General features: G+C 66.6%; 16 protein-coding genes. 5 read left to right on the forward strand and 11 right to left on the reverse strand.

The annotated features are described in order from the left end of the window. Nucleotides 1-62 precede the first annotated feature (62 nt). From JDV75_RS05060 to cobA, 4 genes are all read right to left on the reverse strand, one after another. Nucleotides 63-758 carry a response regulator gene (locus JDV75_RS05060; protein ID WP_198738143.1) on the reverse strand — a complete coding sequence of 232 codons (696 nt, stop codon included), beginning with the start codon at nt 756-758 and terminating at the stop codon, nt 63-65. After that, nucleotides 755-1,918 (reverse strand): sensor histidine kinase, encoded by a 1,164-nt coding sequence (locus JDV75_RS05065; protein WP_198738144.1) that lies wholly within the window; start codon nt 1,916-1,918, stop codon nt 755-757. The genes JDV75_RS05060 and JDV75_RS05065 overlap by 4 nt, the downstream gene beginning before the upstream one ends. Before the next feature lie 240 nt (nt 1,919-2,158). Then, nucleotides 2,159-3,664, reverse strand: coding sequence for an MFS transporter (locus tag JDV75_RS05070; protein ID WP_336244298.1), 1,506 nt, complete (start codon nt 3,662-3,664; stop codon nt 2,159-2,161). Beyond that, nucleotides 3,661-4,422: a uroporphyrinogen-III C-methyltransferase gene (gene cobA, locus JDV75_RS05075; RefSeq protein ID WP_198738145.1), complete on the reverse strand. Its 762-nt coding sequence runs from the start codon at nt 4,420-4,422 to the stop codon at nt 3,661-3,663. Before cobA ends, JDV75_RS05070 begins: the two co-directional genes overlap by 4 nt. A gap of 204 nt (nt 4,423-4,626) precedes the next feature. Here cobA and JDV75_RS05080 point away from each other — a divergent pair, with 204 nt between their 5' ends. Together JDV75_RS05080 and JDV75_RS05085 are read left to right on the forward strand one after the other, a co-directional pair. Beyond that, entirely contained in the window at nt 4,627-5,649 is a 1,023-nt protein-coding gene (locus tag JDV75_RS05080) for an ABC transporter permease (protein WP_198738146.1), read from the forward strand. After that, nucleotides 5,646-6,365 carry an ABC transporter ATP-binding protein gene (locus tag JDV75_RS05085; protein WP_198738147.1) on the forward strand — a complete coding sequence of 240 codons (720 nt, stop codon included), beginning with the start codon at nt 5,646-5,648 and terminating at the stop codon, nt 6,363-6,365. Before JDV75_RS05080 ends, JDV75_RS05085 begins: the two co-directional genes overlap by 4 nt. Here the strand turns inward: JDV75_RS05085 and JDV75_RS05090 are convergent. The 3 genes from JDV75_RS05090 to JDV75_RS05100 all read right to left on the reverse strand — a co-directional run bounded on the left by JDV75_RS05090 (nt 6,362) and on the right by JDV75_RS05100 (nt 10,762). Continuing rightward, nucleotides 6,362-7,714, reverse strand: a complete 1,353-nt coding sequence (locus JDV75_RS05090; RefSeq protein WP_198738148.1) for a cobyrinate a,c-diamide synthase — start codon at nt 7,712-7,714, stop codon at nt 6,362-6,364. The two genes, JDV75_RS05085 and JDV75_RS05090, sit on opposite strands and share 4 nt — an antisense overlap. After that, on the reverse strand, nt 7,708-8,328 hold the full coding sequence (gene cobO / locus JDV75_RS05095) for a cob(I)yrinic acid a,c-diamide adenosyltransferase (RefSeq protein WP_198738149.1): 621 nt from the start codon (nt 8,326-8,328) through the stop codon (nt 7,708-7,710). The genes JDV75_RS05090 and cobO overlap by 7 nt, the downstream gene beginning before the upstream one ends. Before the next feature lie 199 nt (nt 8,329-8,527). Then, a complete protein-coding gene (locus JDV75_RS05100; RefSeq protein ID WP_198738150.1) occupies nt 8,528-10,762 on the reverse strand; it encodes an HtaA domain-containing protein in 2,235 nt (744 codons plus the stop codon). A gap of 289 nt (nt 10,763-11,051) precedes the next feature. On the opposite strand from JDV75_RS05100, the gene JDV75_RS05105 reads away from it, so the two are divergent. After that, nucleotides 11,052-11,453, forward strand: a complete 402-nt coding sequence (locus JDV75_RS05105; RefSeq protein ID WP_198738151.1) for a hypothetical protein — start codon at nt 11,052-11,054, stop codon at nt 11,451-11,453. 1 nt (nt 11,454) lies between these two features. Here the strand turns inward: JDV75_RS05105 and JDV75_RS05110 are convergent, their stop codons facing one another. The 4 genes from JDV75_RS05110 to mqo form a co-directional block, all read right to left on the reverse strand. Then, nucleotides 11,455-13,905 (reverse strand): HtaA domain-containing protein, encoded by a 2,451-nt coding sequence (locus JDV75_RS05110; protein WP_198738152.1) that lies wholly within the window; start codon nt 13,903-13,905, stop codon nt 11,455-11,457. Between the two features lie 177 nt (nt 13,906-14,082). Next, nucleotides 14,083-14,844: a vWA domain-containing protein gene (locus tag JDV75_RS05115; protein ID WP_198738460.1), complete on the reverse strand. Its 762-nt coding sequence runs from the start codon at nt 14,842-14,844 to the stop codon at nt 14,083-14,085. After that, on the reverse strand, nt 14,834-15,958 hold the full coding sequence (locus JDV75_RS05120) for an AAA family ATPase (RefSeq protein WP_248095132.1): 1,125 nt from the start codon (nt 15,956-15,958) through the stop codon (nt 14,834-14,836). Before JDV75_RS05120 ends, JDV75_RS05115 begins: the two co-directional genes overlap by 11 nt. Beyond that, a complete protein-coding gene (gene mqo, locus JDV75_RS05125) occupies nt 15,958-17,469 on the reverse strand; it encodes a malate dehydrogenase (quinone) (protein ID WP_198738153.1) in 1,512 nt (503 codons plus the stop codon). The genes JDV75_RS05120 and mqo overlap by 1 nt, the downstream gene beginning before the upstream one ends. 1,573 nt (nt 17,470-19,042) lie before the next feature. Here mqo and JDV75_RS05130 point away from each other — a divergent pair. Together JDV75_RS05130 and mtr are read left to right on the forward strand one after the other, a co-directional pair. Then, nucleotides 19,043-20,071 (forward strand): alpha/beta hydrolase, encoded by a 1,029-nt coding sequence (locus JDV75_RS05130; RefSeq protein WP_198738154.1) that lies wholly within the window; start codon nt 19,043-19,045, stop codon nt 20,069-20,071. Between the two features lie 73 nt (nt 20,072-20,144). Beyond that, nucleotides 20,145-21,542: a mycothione reductase gene (gene mtr, locus JDV75_RS05135; protein WP_198738155.1), complete on the forward strand. Its 1,398-nt coding sequence runs from the start codon at nt 20,145-20,147 to the stop codon at nt 21,540-21,542. The last annotated feature ends 77 nt before the right edge of the window (nt 21,543-21,619 follow it).

Here is a 21,619-nt window from a genome sequence, read left to right on the forward strand (position 1 = left end):
GTCTCCACGATCCCGCGGCGGAGAGGGCACCCACGTCCTCCCCTCCGCTGATTCCCCGGAGATCAGTCCCCGGGGTGAGCGAGCAGTTCCGCGCGGCTCACCAGGCCGGTCCGGTAGGCGTGGAGAACCGCGTGGACCCTGTCCCGGGAACCCGTCTTCGCGAGAATGTGCCGGATGTGGGTCTTCACCGTCGCCATGGACACGAACTCACGGGCGGCGATCTCGTCGTTGTTGTATCCCAGCGCGATCAGGCGCAGGATCTCGGTTTCCCGCGGAGTGAGCGGATCCATGAGGGGAACCGGACCCGGGATCTGCCCTTCGGCCGCATCCGCACCCGTCTGCCCCGGTGCCCGCAGTCGTTCAAGCAGGTCCGCGGTCACCGACGGCGCGAGAACCGCCGCCCCGGAGTGGACGGTGTGCACGGCGTCGAGAAGCTCCTCCGGTTGGGCGTCCTTCAACAGGAACCCGGACGCTCCCGCGGCGATCGCACCGCTGACGAAACGCTCATCGTCGAAGGTGGTGAGCATGATGACCCGGACACCGTGGTCATCCGCGAGCACACGCCTGGTCGCCGGGATCCCACCGGTCCGGGCCATCTGGACATCCATCAGGATGATGTCGGCGCCCGATTCCCCATCGGGGATCTCGTCACCGTCACCGGCCTGCCAGACGACCTCCATATCGTCCTGGCTGCCGATGAGCATGGCGAAACCCGCACGCACCAGAGGCTGGTCGTCGACGATTCCGACCCGGATCATCTCGGCACCACCGCCGTCACAACGAACCGTGCACCCGAATCGACGATCTCCAGGCTGCCGCCGATGGCCCCGAGGCGTTCCCGCATCCCGGTGACGCCGAAGCCGCTTCCCCCGGGATTCCCCGTCTGACCGGTCGGGTTGGTCGCGGTGACGGTGACCGCCCTGCCGGTGTCGGTCGCGGCGAGTTCCCCGGTGCCGTCACCGTGCCGGAGCATGTTCGTCAGCATCTCCTGGACCAGCCGGTACAGAGTCATCTGCGACAGCTGGGACAGGTCCGTCGGGATCTTTTCCAGCCCCTCTGTACGCAGCGCCAGTCCGCTGCGCCGTGCATCCGCGATCAGGCCGGGGATGTCCGCGGCACCGGGTGGGGCGGACTCCGACCGCCCGGTGTCATCACGCAGCACACTCAGCAGACCCCGCATCTGCTCCAGCGATTCCCGGGAGGTCTCCGCGATCAGTTCCAGCGTGTCGACCGCCGCCTGCGGGTCCCGTCGTGCCGCGAACCTGGCGCCGTCTGCGAGTGAGATGACCGCGGCCAGGGAATGCGCCACGATGTCGTGCATCTCGCGGGCGATGCGGGTTCGTTCCACCACTCCGGCGAGTTCCGCCCGCTGGCGGAGTGCCTCCAGGTTGCGGCGACGCCGACGTGAGGCATCGCCGAGCATCCAGAAGAAGGCCACCCAGGTCCACGACGAGAAGAGGGCCGCCACCAGCATCACCACGGGCCATCTGTCTCCCTCGGGGAGGCGAGAGACGTTCCACAGCATCAACAGGGCCACGGTGGCGCCGGACAGCATCGCGCCGAGGTACACGAAGCGGATACGCGATGTGATGCGTGCGGCGGTGAGGAACGCACAGTACGCCACGGCCACCGCGCCGACCACCGGTCCGCCGGGTAGACCGCGCAACAGGACCGCCGACAACGCGATGCCCGTGGTCCCGACGGCGACCGCCGGGTACCCAGGTCCGACGAGCAACACGCAGGCGATGATGAGATAGAGGACCGAGGAGAGTGTGTCGGTGTGTCCTCCGGCGTCCAGGAGGATGACCCCGGCCGCACAGAACACGTGGCAGAACGCGTGGGCCGGACCGCCGACAGCGGCGCGGACACGCTCCGGAAGCGCGGCGGTGGCTCCGGAACAGGTGACGGGTGGCGGCATCGGGCAGGTCTCTCGGATCGGGTGCGGGTCCACCCGACAATCGTAGGACCCCGCGGGCGGGAGGGAATCAGCCTCAGGGATGACTGTGGATCCGACCGAAATACGGGCCACCGGACACCTTCCACCGAAACCGGGGCACTCTCGGTCGCCTCCCCGGGCGACGGTTCATCCCCGGGGCTTCATTCCGGCGGATCCCCCACCGGCGAACCGGGCTCACACGGTGGGATCGATGCCCCTCGGCTAGCCCAGGGTGCTGGCCTTCTCGGCCTCGCGGCCCTCGCGGATCTGCTCCGGGGTGAAGCGTACGAACACCAGGGAGATCACCACGACTGTGATCGCCAGACCGGCGCAGATCAGCAGTGATGAGGTGTAGCCCGTTCCGAGCGCGGCACGCGACGCGTCATCGAGGGCCGCCCGGTCGATCCGGTCGAAGGCGGAACCGAGAACCGACCGGGCACGGTACTCCGCGAACGCGGTCACCGCCGCGAGCCCGAGCGGTCCACCGAGAGTCTGCGACACCAGCGACGTGGCGGTCAGTGGACCGACATCCATGGGTTTGACACCCGCGACGACCGACAGGGTCAGCGGAATGAGCACGACACCGATACCGAACCCGATGATGAGGATGGGAACGAGGAGATCAGGGAAGTAGGTGGTGTCCACACCGAGGGTCGACCCGTAGACGAATCCGGCGACCAGAATGAGGCCGCCCGTGGCGATGATGAACCGGGGCGCAGTCCGCTCCACGACGAGTCCGGCGATCCAGCTTCCCGCTCCGAGTGCGAAGGCGAAGGGAATGAACGCCAGCCCCGCCCGGAGCGGGCCGTACCCTACGACCTCCTGGACGAACAGCGCAACCTGGACGGTCATGGCCATCATGAGCGCGCCGACGAGCAGCAGACAGATGAACACCGCCGCGCGGGACCGCTCCGCAAACATGTGCAGCGGCAGCACCGGGTTGGGGACCCGACGCTGGGAGAGGAAGAACGCGACGAGGATTCCGAAGCCGAGGATCAGGGCGCCGACGACGATCGGCGAGTATCCGGTGCCGCCCTCCGCTAGTCCGAATACCAGGAGGGTGGACGCGCCGGTGGCGAGGATCGCACCCCGGACGTCGAGCCGGATCCGTTCGAATACGGGCGTGCGGGCGAGCACCTTCACACCGACGGTGAGGATCAGCAACCCGATGGGAACGTTGATGAGGAAGATCCACCGCCAGCTCGCTTCGGTGAGGGCTCCCCCGGCGACGAGGCCGAGCACACTGCCGAGGCCCGTCATCATCGCGAACACGGAGAACGCCTGGTTCCGCGCCTTGCCCGGGGCGAAGGTGACCACGATGAGCGCCATCGCGGTGGGTGACGCGATGGCCGCACCGATCCCCTGGATGACCCGCGCGGCGAGCAGGATCACCGGAGTGGTCGACAGACCGCAGGCCAGGGAGGCGAGGGTGAACAGCCCGACACCGGTGAGGAACACCCGCTTCCGGCCGAAGGTGTCACCGAGCCTCCCACCGAGCAGGAGGAGGCCGCCGTAGGCCAGGGCGTAGGACGTGACGACCCAGGAGCGGAGGTTGTCCGTGAGGCCCAGCTCGATCTGGATACGCGCGAGCGCGAGATTGACCACCGTGCCGTCGAGGACCACCATCAGCTGCAACGCCGAGAGCACCGCGAGCGGCCAGCCGAGGGCGGAGGCGGCCACAGGAGTGGTGATCTCCCGGGCACCGGGACCGGTTCCACGCGCGGTCACAGGCCGGCCACCTCTCCGATGACGATGACGGCGGGCGGGGTGACCCCGTTGTCGGATATCAGCGCGCCGAGACCGCCGAGAACACCCCGGAAACTGCGCTCCCGCGCCGTGGTCCCCTCCTGGATCACGGCCACCGGGGTCTCCGGACCGCGCCCGGCGGCTATGAGTGCGGTCGCGATGGCCGGGGAGTTCTTCACCCCCATGATCACGACGAGGGTGCCACCGGTACGGGCCAGAGCGTCATAGTCGACGAGTGACTTGGGGTGCCCGGGCGGCACGTGCCCGGAGACCACGGTGAAGGAATGCACGACGCCGCGCTGGGTGACCGGGACGTCGGCGGCGGCGGGAACCGACACCGCGCTGGTCACTCCGGGGACGACCTCGCACTGGATCCCCGCCTCGCGGCAGGCGACGAGTTCCTCGAATCCGCGGCCGAAGACGTAGGGGTCCCCGCCCTTGAGTCGGGCGACGGTGCGCCCGGCGCGGGCGTGGGTGATCAGCAGCTCGTTGATCTTCTCCTGCGCCATCTGCTTGCCGTACGGCAGCTTCGATGCGTCGATGACCTCCTTGCCGCTCAGGTCGCAGAGCTGGTCCAGCTGGTCGGTCGGTCCGAGATGGTCGGCGACGATGACGTCGGCGGCCCGGAGGCGATTCATGCCCCTGACGGTGATGAGGTCGTGGGCTCCCGGCCCGCCGCCGATGAGGGTGACGTGGCCGGATGCGGGCTGTCCGGTACCGGTGCTGGTAGGTGAACTCATAGGTGTCGAGTGTAGTCGGTCGGTTCAGGCTCACCTGGGTTGGAGTCCGGTCGGTGGAGCACCGCCAACCAAACGGTTGATTCGTCAAATGGCTAAACGAATTGTCCATTTCTGTCCGGTTTTCCGATTTTCCGGGCGGGTAATCCACGCACACTGGAGGACAGTTCCCACCAGTCCGCCCCTGAAGGAGGAGTTTCCCCGATCATGTTCCTCGCTCTCCGCGACCTGCGGGCCGCCCGTGGCCGGTTCGCCCTGATCACCGTCACCGTGGCGATGATGGCCCTGCTGGTCAGTTTCCTCTCCGGCCTCACCGGAGGCCTGACCCACCAGAGCATCTCCGCCCTGTCCACCATCGGCGGTACCTCCGCGACCCTGTCCGACACCGGGGAGGCCAGCCTGGACCGGTCACGGCTCGATCCGGAATCCACCACCGCACTTCTCGACACCGCCGCAGAGGCCGGAATCCCCGCCACCGCCGTGGGGATCGACCGGAGCCTGATCGGCGAGGAATCCGTGTCGGTGCTGGCGACCCGGCCCGCGACCGACGGCCCGGCGGACGCGTCCACTCCCCTGCCCGATCAGGGACACATCGTTCTCTCCGAGGCCGCGGCGAAGGCCACGGGACTGGCCGCCGGGGATTCGGCGGAACTCGGCCGGTACGGAACGGTGACGGTCGATGCCGTACGCGGCGATGACCACTACTCACATCAGCCCGTCGTATGGATGCATCTCGACGCGGATGCACCGGCAACGTTCATCGCCTCGGGTGGTCCGCTCGACGGAATACCCGGCACGGTGGGGATCTCCGCCGGGGAGCTGCCCGGCACGATGGCGTCACACAGGGCGGAGTCGACCTCCCTGACCATGATCAACGTGATGCTGCTGATCATCACCGCGTTGGTCACCGGTGCCTTCTTCACCGTGTGGACCATCCAGCGCAAGCCGGACATCGCCACCCTGAAGGCACTCGGCGCCACGAGCGCGGCACTGGTCGTCGACGCTCTCGGTCAGGCCGCGGTGATCCTCGCAGTGGGTGTCGGCGTGGGACTCGCGCTGACCCTGGGCGCCGCATCGCTGATCGGCGACGGACTTCCGTTCGTGGTGTCGACCTCCACGACGCTCTACCCGGCCCTCGCCATGTTCGCACTCGGCCTGGTCGGTGCCGCCGCCGCACTGTCCTTCCTGAAATCCGCATCCCCGCTTTCCGCCCTCGGAGGTAACCGATGAGCTCCCGCCCTGTCCTCGTACTCGACCACGTCACCCTGACCTTCCCCGACGGCGCCGGTGAGATCACCGCAGTCGATCGTGCGTCGCTGTCCCTCGACGCCGGTGAACTCATCGCCATCACCGGCCCCTCCGGTTCCGGCAAGTCCTCGCTCCTGGCCGTCGCGTCCACTCTGCAGCCACCGACCTCCGGTTCAATCCGGCTGCGCGACCGGGAACTCGCCGGGCTCTCCTCCCGGGAGGCGGCCACCGTCCGCCGGAACGACATCGGGATCGTCTTCCAGCAACCGAACCTGATCGGATCGCTCACCGCCACCGAACAGTTGATGATGACCCGGCACCTGGAGTCGCCGTGGCGGAGGCGTTCCCCCAAAGCCACGACACGGAACCGTGCTCTCGAGCTCCTCGAGCGTCTCGGCCTCGCCGAGGCCCGCGACCGGAACGTCGGCGCACTTTCCGGAGGCCAGAGGCAGCGTGTCAACATCGCCCGCGCTCTGATGAACTCCCCGGCACTGCTCGTCGTCGACGAGCCGACCTCGGCACTCGATTCCGGACGTTCAGCGGACGTGATGGATCTGCTCCTGGAACTCGTCGCGGAGGAGAAGGCCGGGACGCTCCTGGTCACCCACGACGAGGAGGCCGCCCGACGCGCCGACCGCCGGTTCACCATGGTGGACGGAAAGCTCACCGAGGATCACCGGGCGCTCGTCGGCAGCTAGGCGCAGGCGGCGACGAACCGCTCGATGGCTCTCGGTGTCGCGGCCGGATGGCAGTGCAGATAGGACGCGTGGACGGTGCCACCGGCGAAACCCTCCCGGACCCCCTGCCCGTCCCAGCCACGCCAGCCCCAGGCGGGTGACCACCCGGCGACGGTGGTGTCGGTGAGGGCGGTGTGGTGGAACTCGTGGCCCGTGAGTCGTTCGCCCTCGCGGTGGAGCACCGAGTCGGACAACGCGACGGCTTCCCGGTATCCGAGGGTGAGCCGCCGGCCCATGGCGGCGTGGGTGTCGATCACCCCGAGCATCGGATGCGCATCGAGGGTTGCGGTGAGCCACAACAGGCCTGCGCATTCCCCGTGGACGGGCATGCCGTCGGCGATCCGTTCACGCACCCGCTGACGGAGGCCGGTCCGCCCGGCGAGATCCTCCACGTGTTCCTCCGGGAACCCGCCGGGAATGATGAGTCCGTCGCAGTCCGGCAGATCATCGGTGAGCGGATCGAAGCGCACGACCCGGGCGCCCGCCGCACCGAGGAGCTCGGTGTGCTCGGCGTAGGCGAAGGTGAATGCGGGTCCACCGGCGACGGCGATGGTCGGGCTGCCCGCCTGCGCCACCTCGGCCCGCGGATTCCACACCTCCCCGTCCCACCCGCAGTCGGCGACGGCGACGAGGCCGTCCAGGTCAAGGTGCTCCTCGACGATGTCAGCCATCCGTTCGACGGCGGTGACCGCGGCGCCGCCCTGCTCGACCGCGGTCACCAGCCCCAGGTGACGGGAGGGCACCTCGATGTCCGCGAAGCGCGGCAGAGAACCGAGGACGGGCACGCCGACGGCATCGCACGCGCTGCGGCAGACCGCGTCGTGGCGTCCGGTTCCCGCCCGGTTCAGGATGACCCCGGCCAGGCGTACCCCGTCGACGGCCGTCGCGAATCCGCGGACCATCGCGCCGATCGACTGACTCATGCCACGGACGTCGACGACGAGAACGACGGGTATCCCCAGGGCGCGGGCGATCTCCGCGGTGGAGCCGGGCGCGCACACCGGATCCGAACCGGGCGCGATACGTCCGTCGAAGAGTCCCATGACCCCCTCCACCACGGAGATGTCGCACCCGGCGGAACCGTGGGCGTAGAGCGGTCCGATCCGGTGACTCCCGCACATCACGGAGTCAAGGTTGCGGCCGACACGCCCCGCGGCGAGGCCGTGGTAACCGGGGTCGATGTAGTCGGGGCCGACCTTGAATGGGGCGACCTCCATCCGGCGCGCCAGCGCCCGGATCAGCCCCGTGGCGATCGTGGTCTTTCCGGTGCCGGATGCGGGTGCCGCGATGCACAGGCCCGGTACTACCACTCGATGCCCTTCTGTCCCTTGCGCCCCTGGTCCATCGGGTGTTTGATCTTCGTCATCTCGGTGACGAGATCGGCGACCTCGATGAGTTTCGGATCCGCGTCCCGACCGGTCATGACGATGTGCTGACGTCCCGGCCGATCCACCAGTGTCGCCACGACCTCGTCGACGTCGATCCAGCCCCATTTGATCGGGTAGGTGAACTCATCGAGAACGTAGAAATCATGGGTCTCCGCCTCGATCCGGCGACGGATCTCCGCCCATCCCTCGGCTGCGTCGCGGGCGTGATCCTCCTCCGTCCCGGCCTTGCGTGCCCAGGACCATCCCTCGCCCATCTTGTGCCACTCGACGGGACCGCCTTCACCCGTCTCATCATGGAGCTGACCCAGACGCCGGAGCACCGCTTCCTCCCCGACCTTCCATTTCGCGGACTTCACGAACTGGAACACCCCTACGTTCATGCCCTGGTTCCAGGCGCGCATGGCCATACCGAAGGCCGCCGTCGACTTTCCCTTCCCCGGACCGGTGTGCACCGCGGTGACGGGAAGCATCCGACGCTGCCGGGTGGTCAGACCGTCATCGGGAATGCTGGCTGGGTCGAGTTGTCCCTTGGGCATGGGGAGTGTCCTTCGCTACATCGGGTTCGGTGGTTCCGGGTAATCCTATCGCGACGACGGTTGGGCCAGGTGCGTTATCCGGTGACTGAACCGAACCGGAGCCTGCGGAAATGACTGTTCCCCGCTCTCCGTATTCGGGGAGCAGGGAACAGTTCTCACTGGTCGGGATACCGGGGCCAGGTCCGGGGGAACCGGGGATCTAGGAGTGCATGCCCGGCATCGGGGGGAACTGGAAGGCGCCGGGGAACTGGGTCTTGACGAAGTGGAACAGTGCCGCGATCATCGCGACGATTCCACCAACGGTCAGGAGCGAGACGAGACTGAGCCCACCGGACCCCAGCAGGAGCTTTCCGGAGAGAGCGTTGAGTTTGTCATCCACATCGGATGACATTCCGTCGTGGTCATCGGGTATCGACGGGGTGGACGTCTCCGGGGTGCTGGTTTCCGGGGTCGACGTCGAAGGGGATGAAGTCTCCGGGGTCGACGTCGAAGGGGATGAAGTCTCCGGGGTCGAGGTTTCCGGGGTGTCGTCACTCTTGAGCGGCTCGTTGTCATCGGAGGACCCCAGTTCGACGACCTCGAGGGTGTCATCGGATGTCCCGACGGTGAGGCCCTCTTCGCTGGTGGAGACCTTGATGAAGGTGAGGGTCTCGTCGCCACCGAAGTCGTTGACACCGGAGATGAAGATGTCGTCACCGACGAACTTCAGGGTTTCCGCCGCCTGGCCGTTCGAGTACTGCAGGGTGGAGCCGACGGTGGTGCTCGAGATCACCTCGAGGGTGGTCGGGTCGAGAACGGCGAGTTCGTGGCCGTCACCGGCGCTGGCCATCACGAGGTTTCCGTCGGCGGCGAAGGTTGCGCCGGTGATGAAGTCGAAGGCGGCGACCTTGTCGGCGGTGCTCTTCTTGGTGAAGGTGCCGTCGGAGTAGGCGTAGACGCCGACGGATTCGAATTCATCGCTCACGCCGTTGTAGAACACGATGTTCCCGTCGACGATGCTGGCGGTACGTCGTCCGCCGCCGTACAGCACCGACTTGAACTGTTCTTTGGCTGCGTCGATCTCCATGGCCGCCGGGTTCTGTCCCGGGCGGATGTGGAGCGGCGTGCTGCCCGTGCGCCCATCGGGCCCATCGAGGATGTCGTCGAGAATGTAGACGAACGTGCCGTCGGGAAGGGCACGGAGACCGACGGCGTTACCGGTGGGGCTCCTGTAGCCGTAGGTGCTGTCGAAGCTCCCGCCGTCTTCCTCGGGCTTGGTTCCACGGACCTCGCTCATCGGGGGCAACTCTGTCTGGGTGGAGGTACCGTCCGCGAGATTGAACACCGTGATCACACCCTTGCGCGTACCGGGGTCGGCGGTGAGGACACCGAGGGTGTCATTTCCTTCGGCGTATGCGAGACCGGTGACGTTCGAGTTCGGAACAGTACCGAGTTCCATTACGGCACCGAGCCCCGCTGCGGTCACGTCGGCGTAGCGGATCGTGGTCCCGTCGGCCCAGTAGAGGGTGTCGGAGGCGGACTTCAGCGCCGAGGGGTTGCCTGTGTTGACGGTGATGTCGTTGATCGCGGTGAACGAACCTAGGTCGTTGTCGGCGATGACGATCTGGGAGTCACTCCCCTCCTGGCCGCGGGTGATGTGCAGGAGGGAGCCGTCCTGCAGACCGAACATCCTGTTCGCCTCACCCCTGGGGTACGAGGTGACGGCCTCCTTCTCCAGGGTGAGGTCTTCCGTGGCACCGGTGGAGGTGCCGAAGGTGACCGGCCCGGTGAAGGAGAGGTTGAGGGCGTCCAGGTCGTCGTACCCCTTCGGGTTTCCGCTGAGTGCCGCGCGGCCTTCTGCGGTGACGGTGACCGCGATGTCGCGAACGGTGGAGGTCTCCCCGGACCGGTACTTCGCCTTCGAGAGATCGAGGTTGGCCATCACGACGCGGGAGGGACCGACCCACTCCTTCGTCTTCTTGTCGAGCGAGTGCACCATCATCGAGAGGGCGCCGGTGCCGTCGGACGGATTGATGGTCACGGTGGGTTCACTGAGGGTCAGATCGAGCTTGCAGTTTCCCCGCTCGTCCCTGGCGCTGTAGTCCGGTCCACAGAAGTTCATCACGTTCGCGGTGCCGGCGTAGTTCAGCACCACGGTTCCGTCGTCGGAATCGGTGCGGGAGACGAAGGCGAAGGACGGTACACCCGAGTGGAGCGTCGCCCCGTCGAATACCCGGTCGAAACCGCCGGATGCCTGCCGGAAGATCTCCAGCACACCCCAGGCGAGAGCTGGGGTCTCCTCCGCATAGCTGGTGGTGGAGGCGACATGCTCGATGCCGAGCTTCGTGTTCTCGTCCGCCCCGGAGATTGCGGGCGCGACGAGGGCGATCGACATGGAGAGGCAGGCGACGGCGGCGAGACCGGTCCGGGAGAGACGACGGGTGGACTTTTTCATGGTGCGTTACTTTCTGGGTATCGGGAGGATCACGGAGGTGCACGGATCCGGCCCCGGTTCAGCGGTGTTTCACCGCCGGATGAGAGCCGGGACGCCTACCCCAACATACCTTAGGCATACCTGATTAGAAACTGCTTTACCGAAACAATATTAATATTTCTATCAGGTTAATCTTTGCCTAAACATCTCCGATTCAAATCCGCCGGAATATCCGGGGCTCCACATCCGTTGACCGGGGTGACCCACCAGCACATCGCCCTCCCCCACGATCCCCTAAGGAACACCACCAGTGTCGACCCCATCTCCCGCCCCCGAGTTCTCCGACTCAGCCCGCCTCGTCGGCGTCTACAACGCCAACGGCGGTGTCCTCGGTGAATTGTCCTACGTCATCGGCAAACTACGGGGCACCACCCACTGCAGTCTCTGCGACATCAGCCACGGGAGATCCGTCCGGCAGCGGAAGGAATGGAGCACCGCTCTTCGGGAGCTGCCTCTCCCCCTGGAGACGGTGCATCTCAACGAGATGGACACCGCCACTGCCCGGGTGGCCGACGGGAGCAGCCCGGTCGTCGTCTACCTCGATGGAGACCACGACCGCATCCTGCTCACGCCGGCGGATCTGGAGTCCTGCGCCGGTCAGGTCGATGAGTTCCTCGAACTGATCACGGCCCGACTGGCAGAGCCCCACTGATTCAGCGCGGACCCCAGGGCAGCTGGAACCCCACTGGCATCTGGGTCCGGAGGAAGTGGATGAGGCCCGCCACGAGCGCGAGGAAACCACCGATGGTCAGAACCGGGATGAGACCGGGCATCCCGGCGGAATCCGGACCACCCGATCCACTGAACAGTATTCCGAGGAGCTTCCCCGGATCGGTCGACCCTCCAGCGGCTCCATCAGCGTCTTCCCCGACCGCGAATGCGGCGATCGCCTTGTCCACGCTTCCGTCGGCGTAGGTGACCGTCACGACGACACCGATGGTCTCCCCGACATCAGCGGCTGCAGGTGTCAACGTGACCACCCCGGTGTCGGGATCCACCACCGCACCCCCGGGCCGGTCCCCGTCCAGCGAGTAGCTCACCGCCCCGGGGGCCCGACCGCTGTCCGAGGTGAAGGTGGGGGCGGGCGAAGCGGCCTTTTGTCCGGATACCGCCCGCGTCACCGGGTAGACCGGGGTGAGTTCGTGGGCATCGGTCACCGGCGTGGACGGCGTACCTGTGAGCGATTCGTCCATGTAGAACGGGGTGATCGACGGATCGAGTTTGCCCGCGGCGGTGGCTTCCTCCAGTACCTGGAGTCCGATGTAGGTGTCCAGGTCAGAGTCCGGGTTCTCGGTGCCCGGCCGGCCATCGATCACGACGATCCTCCCACCGGTTGCGACAATCCCGTCGTTCTGGTTGCGTTCGGTTCCCTTCATGAAACTCGACAGGGTTGCCGAGTCCAGTACCTCGAACGTGACGGGATCGATGATGGCCAGGGTGGACTTGTCGGCGTCGGTGAGTACGAGATTGCCGACATCGGTGAAGGCACCACCGGCGAGATGCGCGAGGTTCACCCCGTTCACCACTACCTTGTCCCGGCCGTGCACCTGCGTGAAGGTTCCGTTGTCGTAGGTGTAGGTGGCCACCCCCTGCCCCTCCTGGTCCGCGTAGTCGTTCCAGATCGCGATCTGGTTGCCCCGGACCGCGACGCCGTCGTTGGATGCGACGAACTCGTACTGTGACCATGCTTCGGTGACCAGCTCCGCGGTGACGTCCCCCTTCGGCGTGACGTGGATCGGTACGGCACCCCGTTTCCGCGGTCCGCCGAAGCCGTCGTCCGTCCCCTCCACCGGTGTCGTCCCGTGATCATTCACAGACAGCCAGGTCCCGTCCGGTAGGCCGAGGAGTTTGGATGCGCGCCCGTTCGGGATGGATTCGCCGTAGGCACCGTCGGAGTAGTACCTGTCATCGACGGGGATACCGAACAGCTGGCTGCCACTGGGCAGGTCCACGGTGGTACGTTCACCACCCGGAGCGATCGTGGTGAACTGGTCCTCGCCCTTGCGGGCCTGGTGGATGATACCCACCTCGCCGGTCGCGGCATTGAAGCCCATCGAGGTGACGCGGTGCGGGAGACGGGTGATCAGCTCCGGTTCACCGACGCCCGCCGCCGTGACCGCGACCTTGTAGACCGGGGTGTCCACGACCGGGTCCAGGAATCCGGCGGGCTCGTTGTATCCGGCGAAGTAGAGCACGTTCTCCGTGGGGTCGAAGGCGGAGGGATTGTCCGAGTCGAGATCGATCGTGCGCTTCTCGCCGATCGGCTTCATGTCCCGTCCGATCAGGACAGCGGTGCTGGTCTCGTGGTCGCCCGCGACCAGCACCAGCGATCCGTCGCTCCGCGGGAAGAGACGCACCGCGTGCTCGAGGACGATCCCCGTGTGCTCGGCGACCGTCGTCGAGTAACCGCCGTCCCCGGCACCCGTGAACCCGGGAGCACCGGTGTAGGTGAAGTCCAGGAGGGACAGTGCGTCACCCTCGTCGAGAATGTCGCTGAACGCGTGCGCACCGGCGACGGTCAACGCGGAAGGGACGTCCGCCCATGTGGTCAGATCACCCGAGGTGTTGTAGCGGCCGTTCTTCAGGTCGAAGGTTGCGAGATCGAGCCTTTCGGGCCCCTCCCACTCGCCGGAGTTCCGGTTGACGGTGTGCACGACGGCGCTGAACAGTCCCCTGCCCGTGGCCGGATCGTAGGTGACCCACGGACGGGAGAAGGTCAGGTCAAGCTGACACTCACCGCGCACCTCCTCGGGGGTTTCACAGAAGCTGCGGATGTTGGCTGTTCCCTGATACTTGAGCAGCACCTGCCCGTCCGAGGTCGTCTCCCGTCCCACGAAGGGCCAGATGATGTCGCTCGTCCCCTGCCTCGCTCCGTCGAGTGTGGTGTCGGCGCCGCCGGAGATCTGCATGAACAGGTCGCGGATGTTCCAGTACATCGCCGGTGTGTCATCGGCGTACTCGGTGACCTCTGCCGTGTGCGTGATCCCGATGGGGTTGGTCTCATCCGCTGTGGCCGGAGAAACCACCAGCGGGGAGGCGGTCAGGACCACGCATGCAAGCGTGCCGATTCCCGCGCGTCGGATCAGGTGGATTCTTCTGGTCATGGGATGCCCTCCGGGAGCTCGGAAAAGGTGCGGTACGGCAACGCGAGCCCGGGATCTCCCCCGCCGCAACAGTGCCGCCTCCACCTCGACCTTAGTTTAGGCTCGACTACATCCGACATGTTTCGGGGAACTGTGAGTCATCCCTCAGGCCACCGCGTTGTCTCGCACAGCCCTGGCTCACACGGCTTCGATGACCCCGGCCACCGAGTCCGCCGACACCTCATCGAGGCGGACACAGACCCCCTCGAGACGTTTCGCGAGGTCCGCCGCCAGGCCGAGTCGGATGCGACCGGCCCGTTCGCAGTCGATCACCAGACTGCCCGCGAGCCCGCGGTCACGGATGACGGCGGCGGCACGGCGTGCCCCGGCGGTCCCGGACGCTCCGGTCGCCCGCCCGTCCGAGAGCACGACGAGCAGGGCGCGACGCCCGGGTTCCCTGCGGTGTTCCCTTTCGATCAGTTCGTGGGCCATCATCAGGCCCTCGCCGAGGGGCGTGCGCCCACCGGTGGGTGCCCCTTCGAGCCGGCGCAGCGCGGTCACCGTCGATCCGGTCGGGGGAAGCAGAATCTCGGGGGCCGATCCGCGGACCGAGATCACCGCGATCCGGTCGCGGCGCTGATAGGCGTCCCGGAGCATGGAGATGACGGCACCGGTCACGGCGGAGAGCCGGTCCCTGCCCGCCATCGATCCCGAGGCGTCGACGACGAATACGATGAGGTTGGACTCCATGCCGCGCCGGAGCGAACCACGCAGGTCCTCGGGCCGGAAGTCGATCAGGCCGTCCACGATGCCCGCGCCCCGCTCGGCGGCCGCGAGCACCGAACCGACGACGTTCAGTCCGCGACCACCCGGGATCGCCCGGACATTCTGCCCCTGGGCCGACCACGCCTTGGAGCGTCGCCCCGGGACGCCCTCTTTCCCGGCGCCCTTACGCCTCAGTACCCGCGGAACGAAAGGGGGCGCCCTGTTCGGCGCGACCTGCCTTCCCGTCGGCGTCCGGCTTTTCGGACGGTTCCTCGGACTGCTCGGGAGGATCCTGGGGGGTGTTGTCCTCCGCGCCCCGGTCCTCGGGTTCCGGATCGTTGTCCTCAGGTTCCCGGGCGTTGTCCTCCGGCTGTTCCGGATGCTGGTCGCGGGCCTCATCCATGGTCTCGTCGAGCTTGTCCTCGTCGAGACCGGGCTCATCAAACGGATCACGGCGGCGCCGGTGCGGGAGCGCGAGTTGCGCCGCGGTCCGGATGTCCCCATCGGTGACGGCGGTGTCCCCGCGGTAGGCGGCGCAGGCCGCCGCGGCGCGCGCGATGACGAGATCGGCGCGCATTCCGTCGACGTCGAAGCTGGCACAGATGTGCGCGATACGGGCGAGGTTCGTGTCAGAGAGCTCGACGTCGGGGAGCAGCTTCCTCGCTCGTTCGATCCGTGCGGAGAGGTCGGCGTCCTCGGCCGCCCACGCGGTGGCGAACGCGACGGGATCAGCCTCGTAGGACAGGCGCCGTCGGATGATTTCGGTGCGGATCTCCACATCCCGTGATGCGGAGACATCGACGGCCAGACCGAAGCGGTCGAGCAGCTGGGGACGCAGCTCCCCCTCCTCCGGGTTCATCGTCCCGACGAGGACGAAGTCCGCCGGGGAGCTGTGGGAGATGCCGTCCCTCTCGATGGTGACGCGCCCGGTGGCCGCCGCATCGAGCAGCGTGTCCACGAGGTGGTCGGCGAGGAGGTTCACCTCGTCCACGTAGAGGACACCGCCATCGGCCTGCGCCAACAGCCCGGGATGGTATTCGGCACGGCCGGTGGTCAGCACGGTCTCGACGTCGAGGGAACCGACCACCCGGTCCTCTGTCGCGCCGATCGGCAGATTCACGAGTGGTGCTCCGCCGAGGAGAGCTGCGAAGGCCCGGACCGTGGTCGTTTTCGCCGTGCCCTTCTCCCCACGCACGACGACACCCCCGATCCGGGGCGATACCGCGTTGAGGATCAGGGCCAGACGAAGCTGGTCCTGCCCCACCACGGCAGCAAACGGATAACCGGCGTCGGGGGTGGAGAGTGCCACTACTGGTCCTGGCCCTCCAGCTTGAGGGTCTTCTGGGTGCGCTCCCAGGTCTCGTGGAACAGTTTCTCGTCCATGGCGAGCTTGGTGCCGTAGGTGGGAACCATCTCCTTGATCTTCGGGCCCCACGAGACCATGTGCGAGCCGAAGCAACGCTCAAGAAGTTCGAGCATCGCGGCGGGCGCGATGGAGGCTCCAGGCGAGGCACCGAGGATGCCCGCGATCGAACCTTCCGCATTGTTGATCAGCGCGGTACCGAACTCGAGGGAACCGAACCGGGGTCCGGCGACCGGCTTGATGACCTGGACTCGCTGCCCGGCGGTGACGAGCTCCCAGTCCTCCGAACGGGCGTTCGGCATGTACTCGCGGAGCGATTCCATCCGGGCCTCCGCGTCCTTCATCACCTCGGTGATGAGATACTTGGTCAGGCCCATCTCCTGGATGCCGACAGCCGCCATGGAAAGCACGTTGGTGGGGCGCAGCGACTTCGCCAGGTCGAACCAGGATCCCTGCTTCAGGAACTTCGGGGTCCAGCCCGCGTAGGGGCCGAAGAGCAGGCCCGTCTTGCCGTCGATGACGCGGGTGTCCAGGTGCGGGACACTCATCGGGGGGGCACCGACCGATGCTTTACCGTAGACCTTCGCGTGGTGCTGGGCGATGATCTCCTCGTTGGTGCAGCGCAGCCACTCACCGGATACCGGGAAACCACCGAAGCCCCGGATCTCCGGGATCCCGGACTTCTGGAGCAGCGGCAGTGCCATTCCGCCGGCTCCGACGAACACGAAGTTCGCCCGGACCACACTGGTGTCACCGGTGTGGACGTTCTTGACCCGGATCTTCCACTTCGCACCGTCGCGGATGATGTCGGCGACCTCGTGTCCGTACCGGATCTCGGTCCCGGCCTCCTCCGCGTTGCGGAGGAACTGACGGGTGAGTGCGCCGTAGTTGATGTCGGTTCCGGCGTCGGTCCACGAGATCGCGACCTTCTGCCTGTCGAAGTCCCGACCCTCAGCCATGAGGGGGAGGAACTCCGCGAACTTCTGCTCGTCGTCGGTGAACTGCATGTCCGGGAACAGCGGGTGGACCGACAGTGCATCATAGCGCTTGCGCAGGTACCGGACCTGATCATCACCCTGAGCGAAGGAGACGTGGGGAACCTGGTTGATGAAGCCGCGGGCGTTGTCGAGCTCGTTGTTCTCCAGGAGGTAGGACCAGAACTGGCGGGACACCTGGAACTTCTCGTTCACGGCGACGGCCTTGACGGTCTGGATCTCACCGCCGACCTCCGGGGTGTAGTTCAGCTCACACAGCGCGGAGTGTCCGGTGCCGGCGTTGTTCCACGGCGAGGAGGATTCCTCGGCGGGGCCGTCGAGCCGTTCGACGACGAGCTGTGACCATCCGGGTTCAAGCTGGCGCAGCATCGCACCGAGGGTCGCGGACATGATGCCTGCGCCGATCAGACAGACATCAACTTCGTCTGTCACATGAGCTGCAGAAACCTTGGAGTCAGACACTGTATTCAACCTTCGCTAGTTCTTCGAATTGTGCATTCGTCCCAGTCCCGGTAAGCGGATCCATTCGGAACCGCAACCTTCACGCCATCATCCACCGTTCCACCCTGAAAGACCGTCCGGTGTCCGCTCATCCCCGACCGTTATCCGGATGACACGCACGACATGACACGACACCGACGGAACCCTGCAGAGCATCCCGATCGACCATCACTGACCGATGCTGCCGTCACCAGCACCGGCACGGCCCAAGAGAGGATTCCTGGACTGGCCTATCGCTGTAACACCTTACGCCCTGCACCCCGGGGGTATCAGCACAGCCCTGGTTTCGATGCCCACTTGCCCACCCACCGACACCCCCACCCACTCCGGTATCAAGCCGCCTACCTCGTAAAATCCGGCACCGGCAGGAACAGGCCCCCAGGTTCGGGGAATCAAGGGGAGAGTCGACGATGGCCTAGATACCCCCACTTTCACCCCCGAAAAACACGCAGACAGTGAGCCACGTCATAAACACTGTCCGGTCAGTACGAGGCCAACCACCCGGAGAACCGACGAACAGTCCGTGACCGTAGCCGAAGATCTCCTGACCGAGAGTTGAGCACACCCCGCACACACCGGAGCTCTCCCGGGACCAGATCCCGGACAAGGGAGCCGAACCGCATGTTCAGAAGACCCCTCGATCGTCCGCCGACGACCGCACTGCCGGTTGCCCCGCCCTCGTCCTCGGCGTCCCCCGTGCAAGCCGCACCACGGCTGTCCGACCAGACGACACTCCCCCAATACGGATTCGACAGGAGTAGGCCATGGGCCGGGTCGCCACGGTTCCGGGGGAGCAAGTTCCCCGTCTCGGTTCAGGAACACAGTGAAGCCTCTCGGGAGAGCACAGGAACAGCCCGGCGCGCTCACCCCTCCGGGAGCGCAGGTCACAGTAGACATCGACCGGGTGTCCGGGATCATGGGACACATTCCGGGGAACACTCACCAACCCCTTCAGACAACTGCGGATACGCTGCGCTCGCTCCCCAGTCTCGGAGTACAGGAATGGCGGCCCATCGGACAGCGCAACCACGTCCGAAACCGGAACCTCCACACGCGAATCCCGACTGCCGACGCGAACGACGGACTCAGGCACCACAGCTCGTCCGAGGGTCGGGCCCGGTTGTCAGGGATGAACTTCGCCGCCGGTCTGCACGAATCGGACAACGCACCCGATCCACCGATGGGATACGACACCACCACCGCGGATCCCCATCGACGCCGGTGTTTTCGGGGCTGACGGTGAGCAGACCTCCCGGTCGGAGTTGTCGATCGGGTGAAGGAAGCGGTGGGGCCTCGTGTCTCAGGTGTACGGGAAGTCCCGGGATCTCCCGGATGAGAGGGACGCCCGGGAACGCATCGCACAGTGATCCGGCAACCATCAGCACCGTCCGCGAGATCCTGGGACACCTCCTCTCGCGGCATCTGGCGTCCCTGTCAACCAGCGGCGTCGCCCGTGAGAGGGGTACCCGGGCCCCATCCCCGGCCTGCACCGCAGGGGCGGCACGGCCTGTCTCCCCGGGATAGGGTGGGCGGCATGAGCGATCTGCCGATCTCCGAGACGTACACGGACGACATCCTGGGTGAAGGATTCACCAGACGGACCCTGCGGCTGGGCGCGGATCCGGAAGGTGGCGGGTCCGTGGTGTCGACGCTGGTCAGGTACCTTCCACCGGACTGCGGGGACTTCTCTTCGCGGCCCGCCATGATATTCGTCCACGGCATGAGTGACTACTTCTTCCACCGCCACGTCGCCGAGCGTTTCCACCGGGAGGGCTACGCCGTGTACGGGGTGGATCTGCGCAAGTGCGGACGCTCGCATCTGGCGGGTCAGTTGTGGCACGACGTCCGGGACGTCCGCAGGTACTTCGAGGATCTCAACGCGACCCTGGATGCGGTGCGGCAGAACCACGGACAGGTGATCGTCCAGGCGCACTCCACCGGAGGTCTCATCGTCCCCCTCTGGCTGGATCACCTTCGCAGGGCGGCGACCACCGGGGACCCCGTGGCCGCAGCGCGACACTCCGCGATCGCGGCGACCGTCCTCAACAGCCCGTGGCTCGACCTGATGTTCCCCGCACCACTCCACCGGTGGACCCGCCCACTGATCCGTGCACTGGGTGATCTTGCCCCGGAGCTCAACCTCCCCGGTGGTCTCGCGGGCTACGGCGAGTCCATCCACGCCGACCACTACGGCGAGTGGGATTTCAACACCCGGATCAAACCGATAGCCGGTCACGCGAAGAACGCGGGCTGGTTCGCCGCTGTCGTCCGCGCCCAGGACACGGTCCACGCCGGGGGCGTGGAATGCGGGACCCCGGTTCTGGTGTTGTGCTCTACACAGTCCTGGCTCAACAAGCCGTACTCGGCGGTGACGGACACCTCGGACGCGGTACTCAATGTCGATCAGATCCAGCAGTGGGCACCGTCGCTCGGCGCAGATGTCACCGTGATCCCGGTGGAGGGTGCCCGACACGACGTGTGGCTCTCGCTCCGTCGCCCCAGAGAAAGAGCATTCACCGCCGCGATCAACTGGTTGACCGAAACCCTGGCCGACCGGGCCTGAACCGACTCCCCGCGACGGCGACAACCGATCCGGACACGACCCCGACACGACAAGGAACTACGGACCAACTGCCATGACCACCCCATCCCCCACCCACTACGACCTCATCATCATCGGAACCGGATCGGGCAACTCGATTCCGGGCCCGGAGTTCGACGACAAGAAGATCGCCATCGTCGAAAAGGGACGCTTCGGCGGAACCTGCCTGAATGTCGGCTGCATCCCCACGAAGATGTACGTCTACACCGCCGACGTCGCGGAAGAAATCCGCAACGCGACCACGTACGGGCTGGACGCGCAGCTCAACGGCGTCGACTGGGCGTCGATCCGCGAGCGGGTCTTCGGTCGTCGCATCGACCCCATCGCCGACGGCGGTGAGGCGTACCGCCGCGGGGAAGAGACCCCGAACATCGACGTCTACGACCGTGCCGCACGCTTCGTCGGTGAGCGAACCATCGAGACAGGTTCAGGAGACGAACTCGTCACCATCACCGGTGACACGATCGTCATCGCCGCCGGAGCACGCCCCACGATTCTGCCGGCGATCGCGGATTCGGGCGTGACGTACTACACCAACGAGAACATCATGCGCCTCGAGGAGCTGCCGAAGACGATGACGGTCCTCGGGGGCGGATTCATCGCGGTCGAGTTCGCCCACGTATTCGCCTCTCTCGGGGTGGACGTCACGCTGGTCAACCGGTCGGAGCGGTTGCTGCGGAAGACCGACGCCGCCATCTCCGACCGCTACACCGAACTCGCCGCGAAGCGATTCAACCTCCGGCTCGGCGTGACCCCGACCGGGGCGACCGAGGACGAGCACGGCGTGACCCTGAAGCTCGATGACGGCTCCGAGGTCACCTCGGAGGTGCTTCTCGCCGCGACCGGCCGTACCCCGAACGGTGATCAGTTGAATCTCGACGCGGCAGGCATCGAGATGGATGGACAGCGCATCAGGGTCGACGCGTACGGTCGGACCACCGCCGAGGGTGTCTGGGCGCTCGGGGACGTCAGCTCGCCGTACCAGCTCAAGCACGTCGCAAACGCGGAGATGCGCGCGGTGCGACACAATCTGCTTCACCCGGATGACCTCAAGCCGATGCCGCACGAGAACGTTCCCGCCGCGATCTTCACCCACCCGCAGATCGCGAGTATCGGGCTCACCGAGGACGAGGCCCGCGACGCCGGGTACGACGTCACCGTCAAGGTGCAGGACTACGGCGACGTGGCGTTCGGCTGGGCGATGGAGGACAGCACCGGGTTCGCCAAACTCATCGCCGACCGCCGGAACGGACGCCTGCTCGGTGCCCACATCATCGGGCCGCAGGCCTCCACCCTGATCCAGCAGCTGATCACGGTGATGGCCTTCGACCTCGACGTCCGCGACGTCGCCCGTGACCAGTACTGGATCCATCCGGCACTGCCCGAGCTCATCGAGAACGCGCTGCTGGGTCTCGAGTTCGGTCCCCGGTAGTCGGGACCATGCCGGCGCCCGTGCCTTCCGGCACCCGGTTGTGGGTTGGGCACGGGTGCCTCCCGGTTGGTCGGGAG

Origin of the sequence: Corynebacterium meridianum (assembly GCF_016342265.1) — a bacterium.
GTDB lineage: Bacteria > Actinomycetota > Actinomycetes > Mycobacteriales > Mycobacteriaceae > Corynebacterium > Corynebacterium meridianum.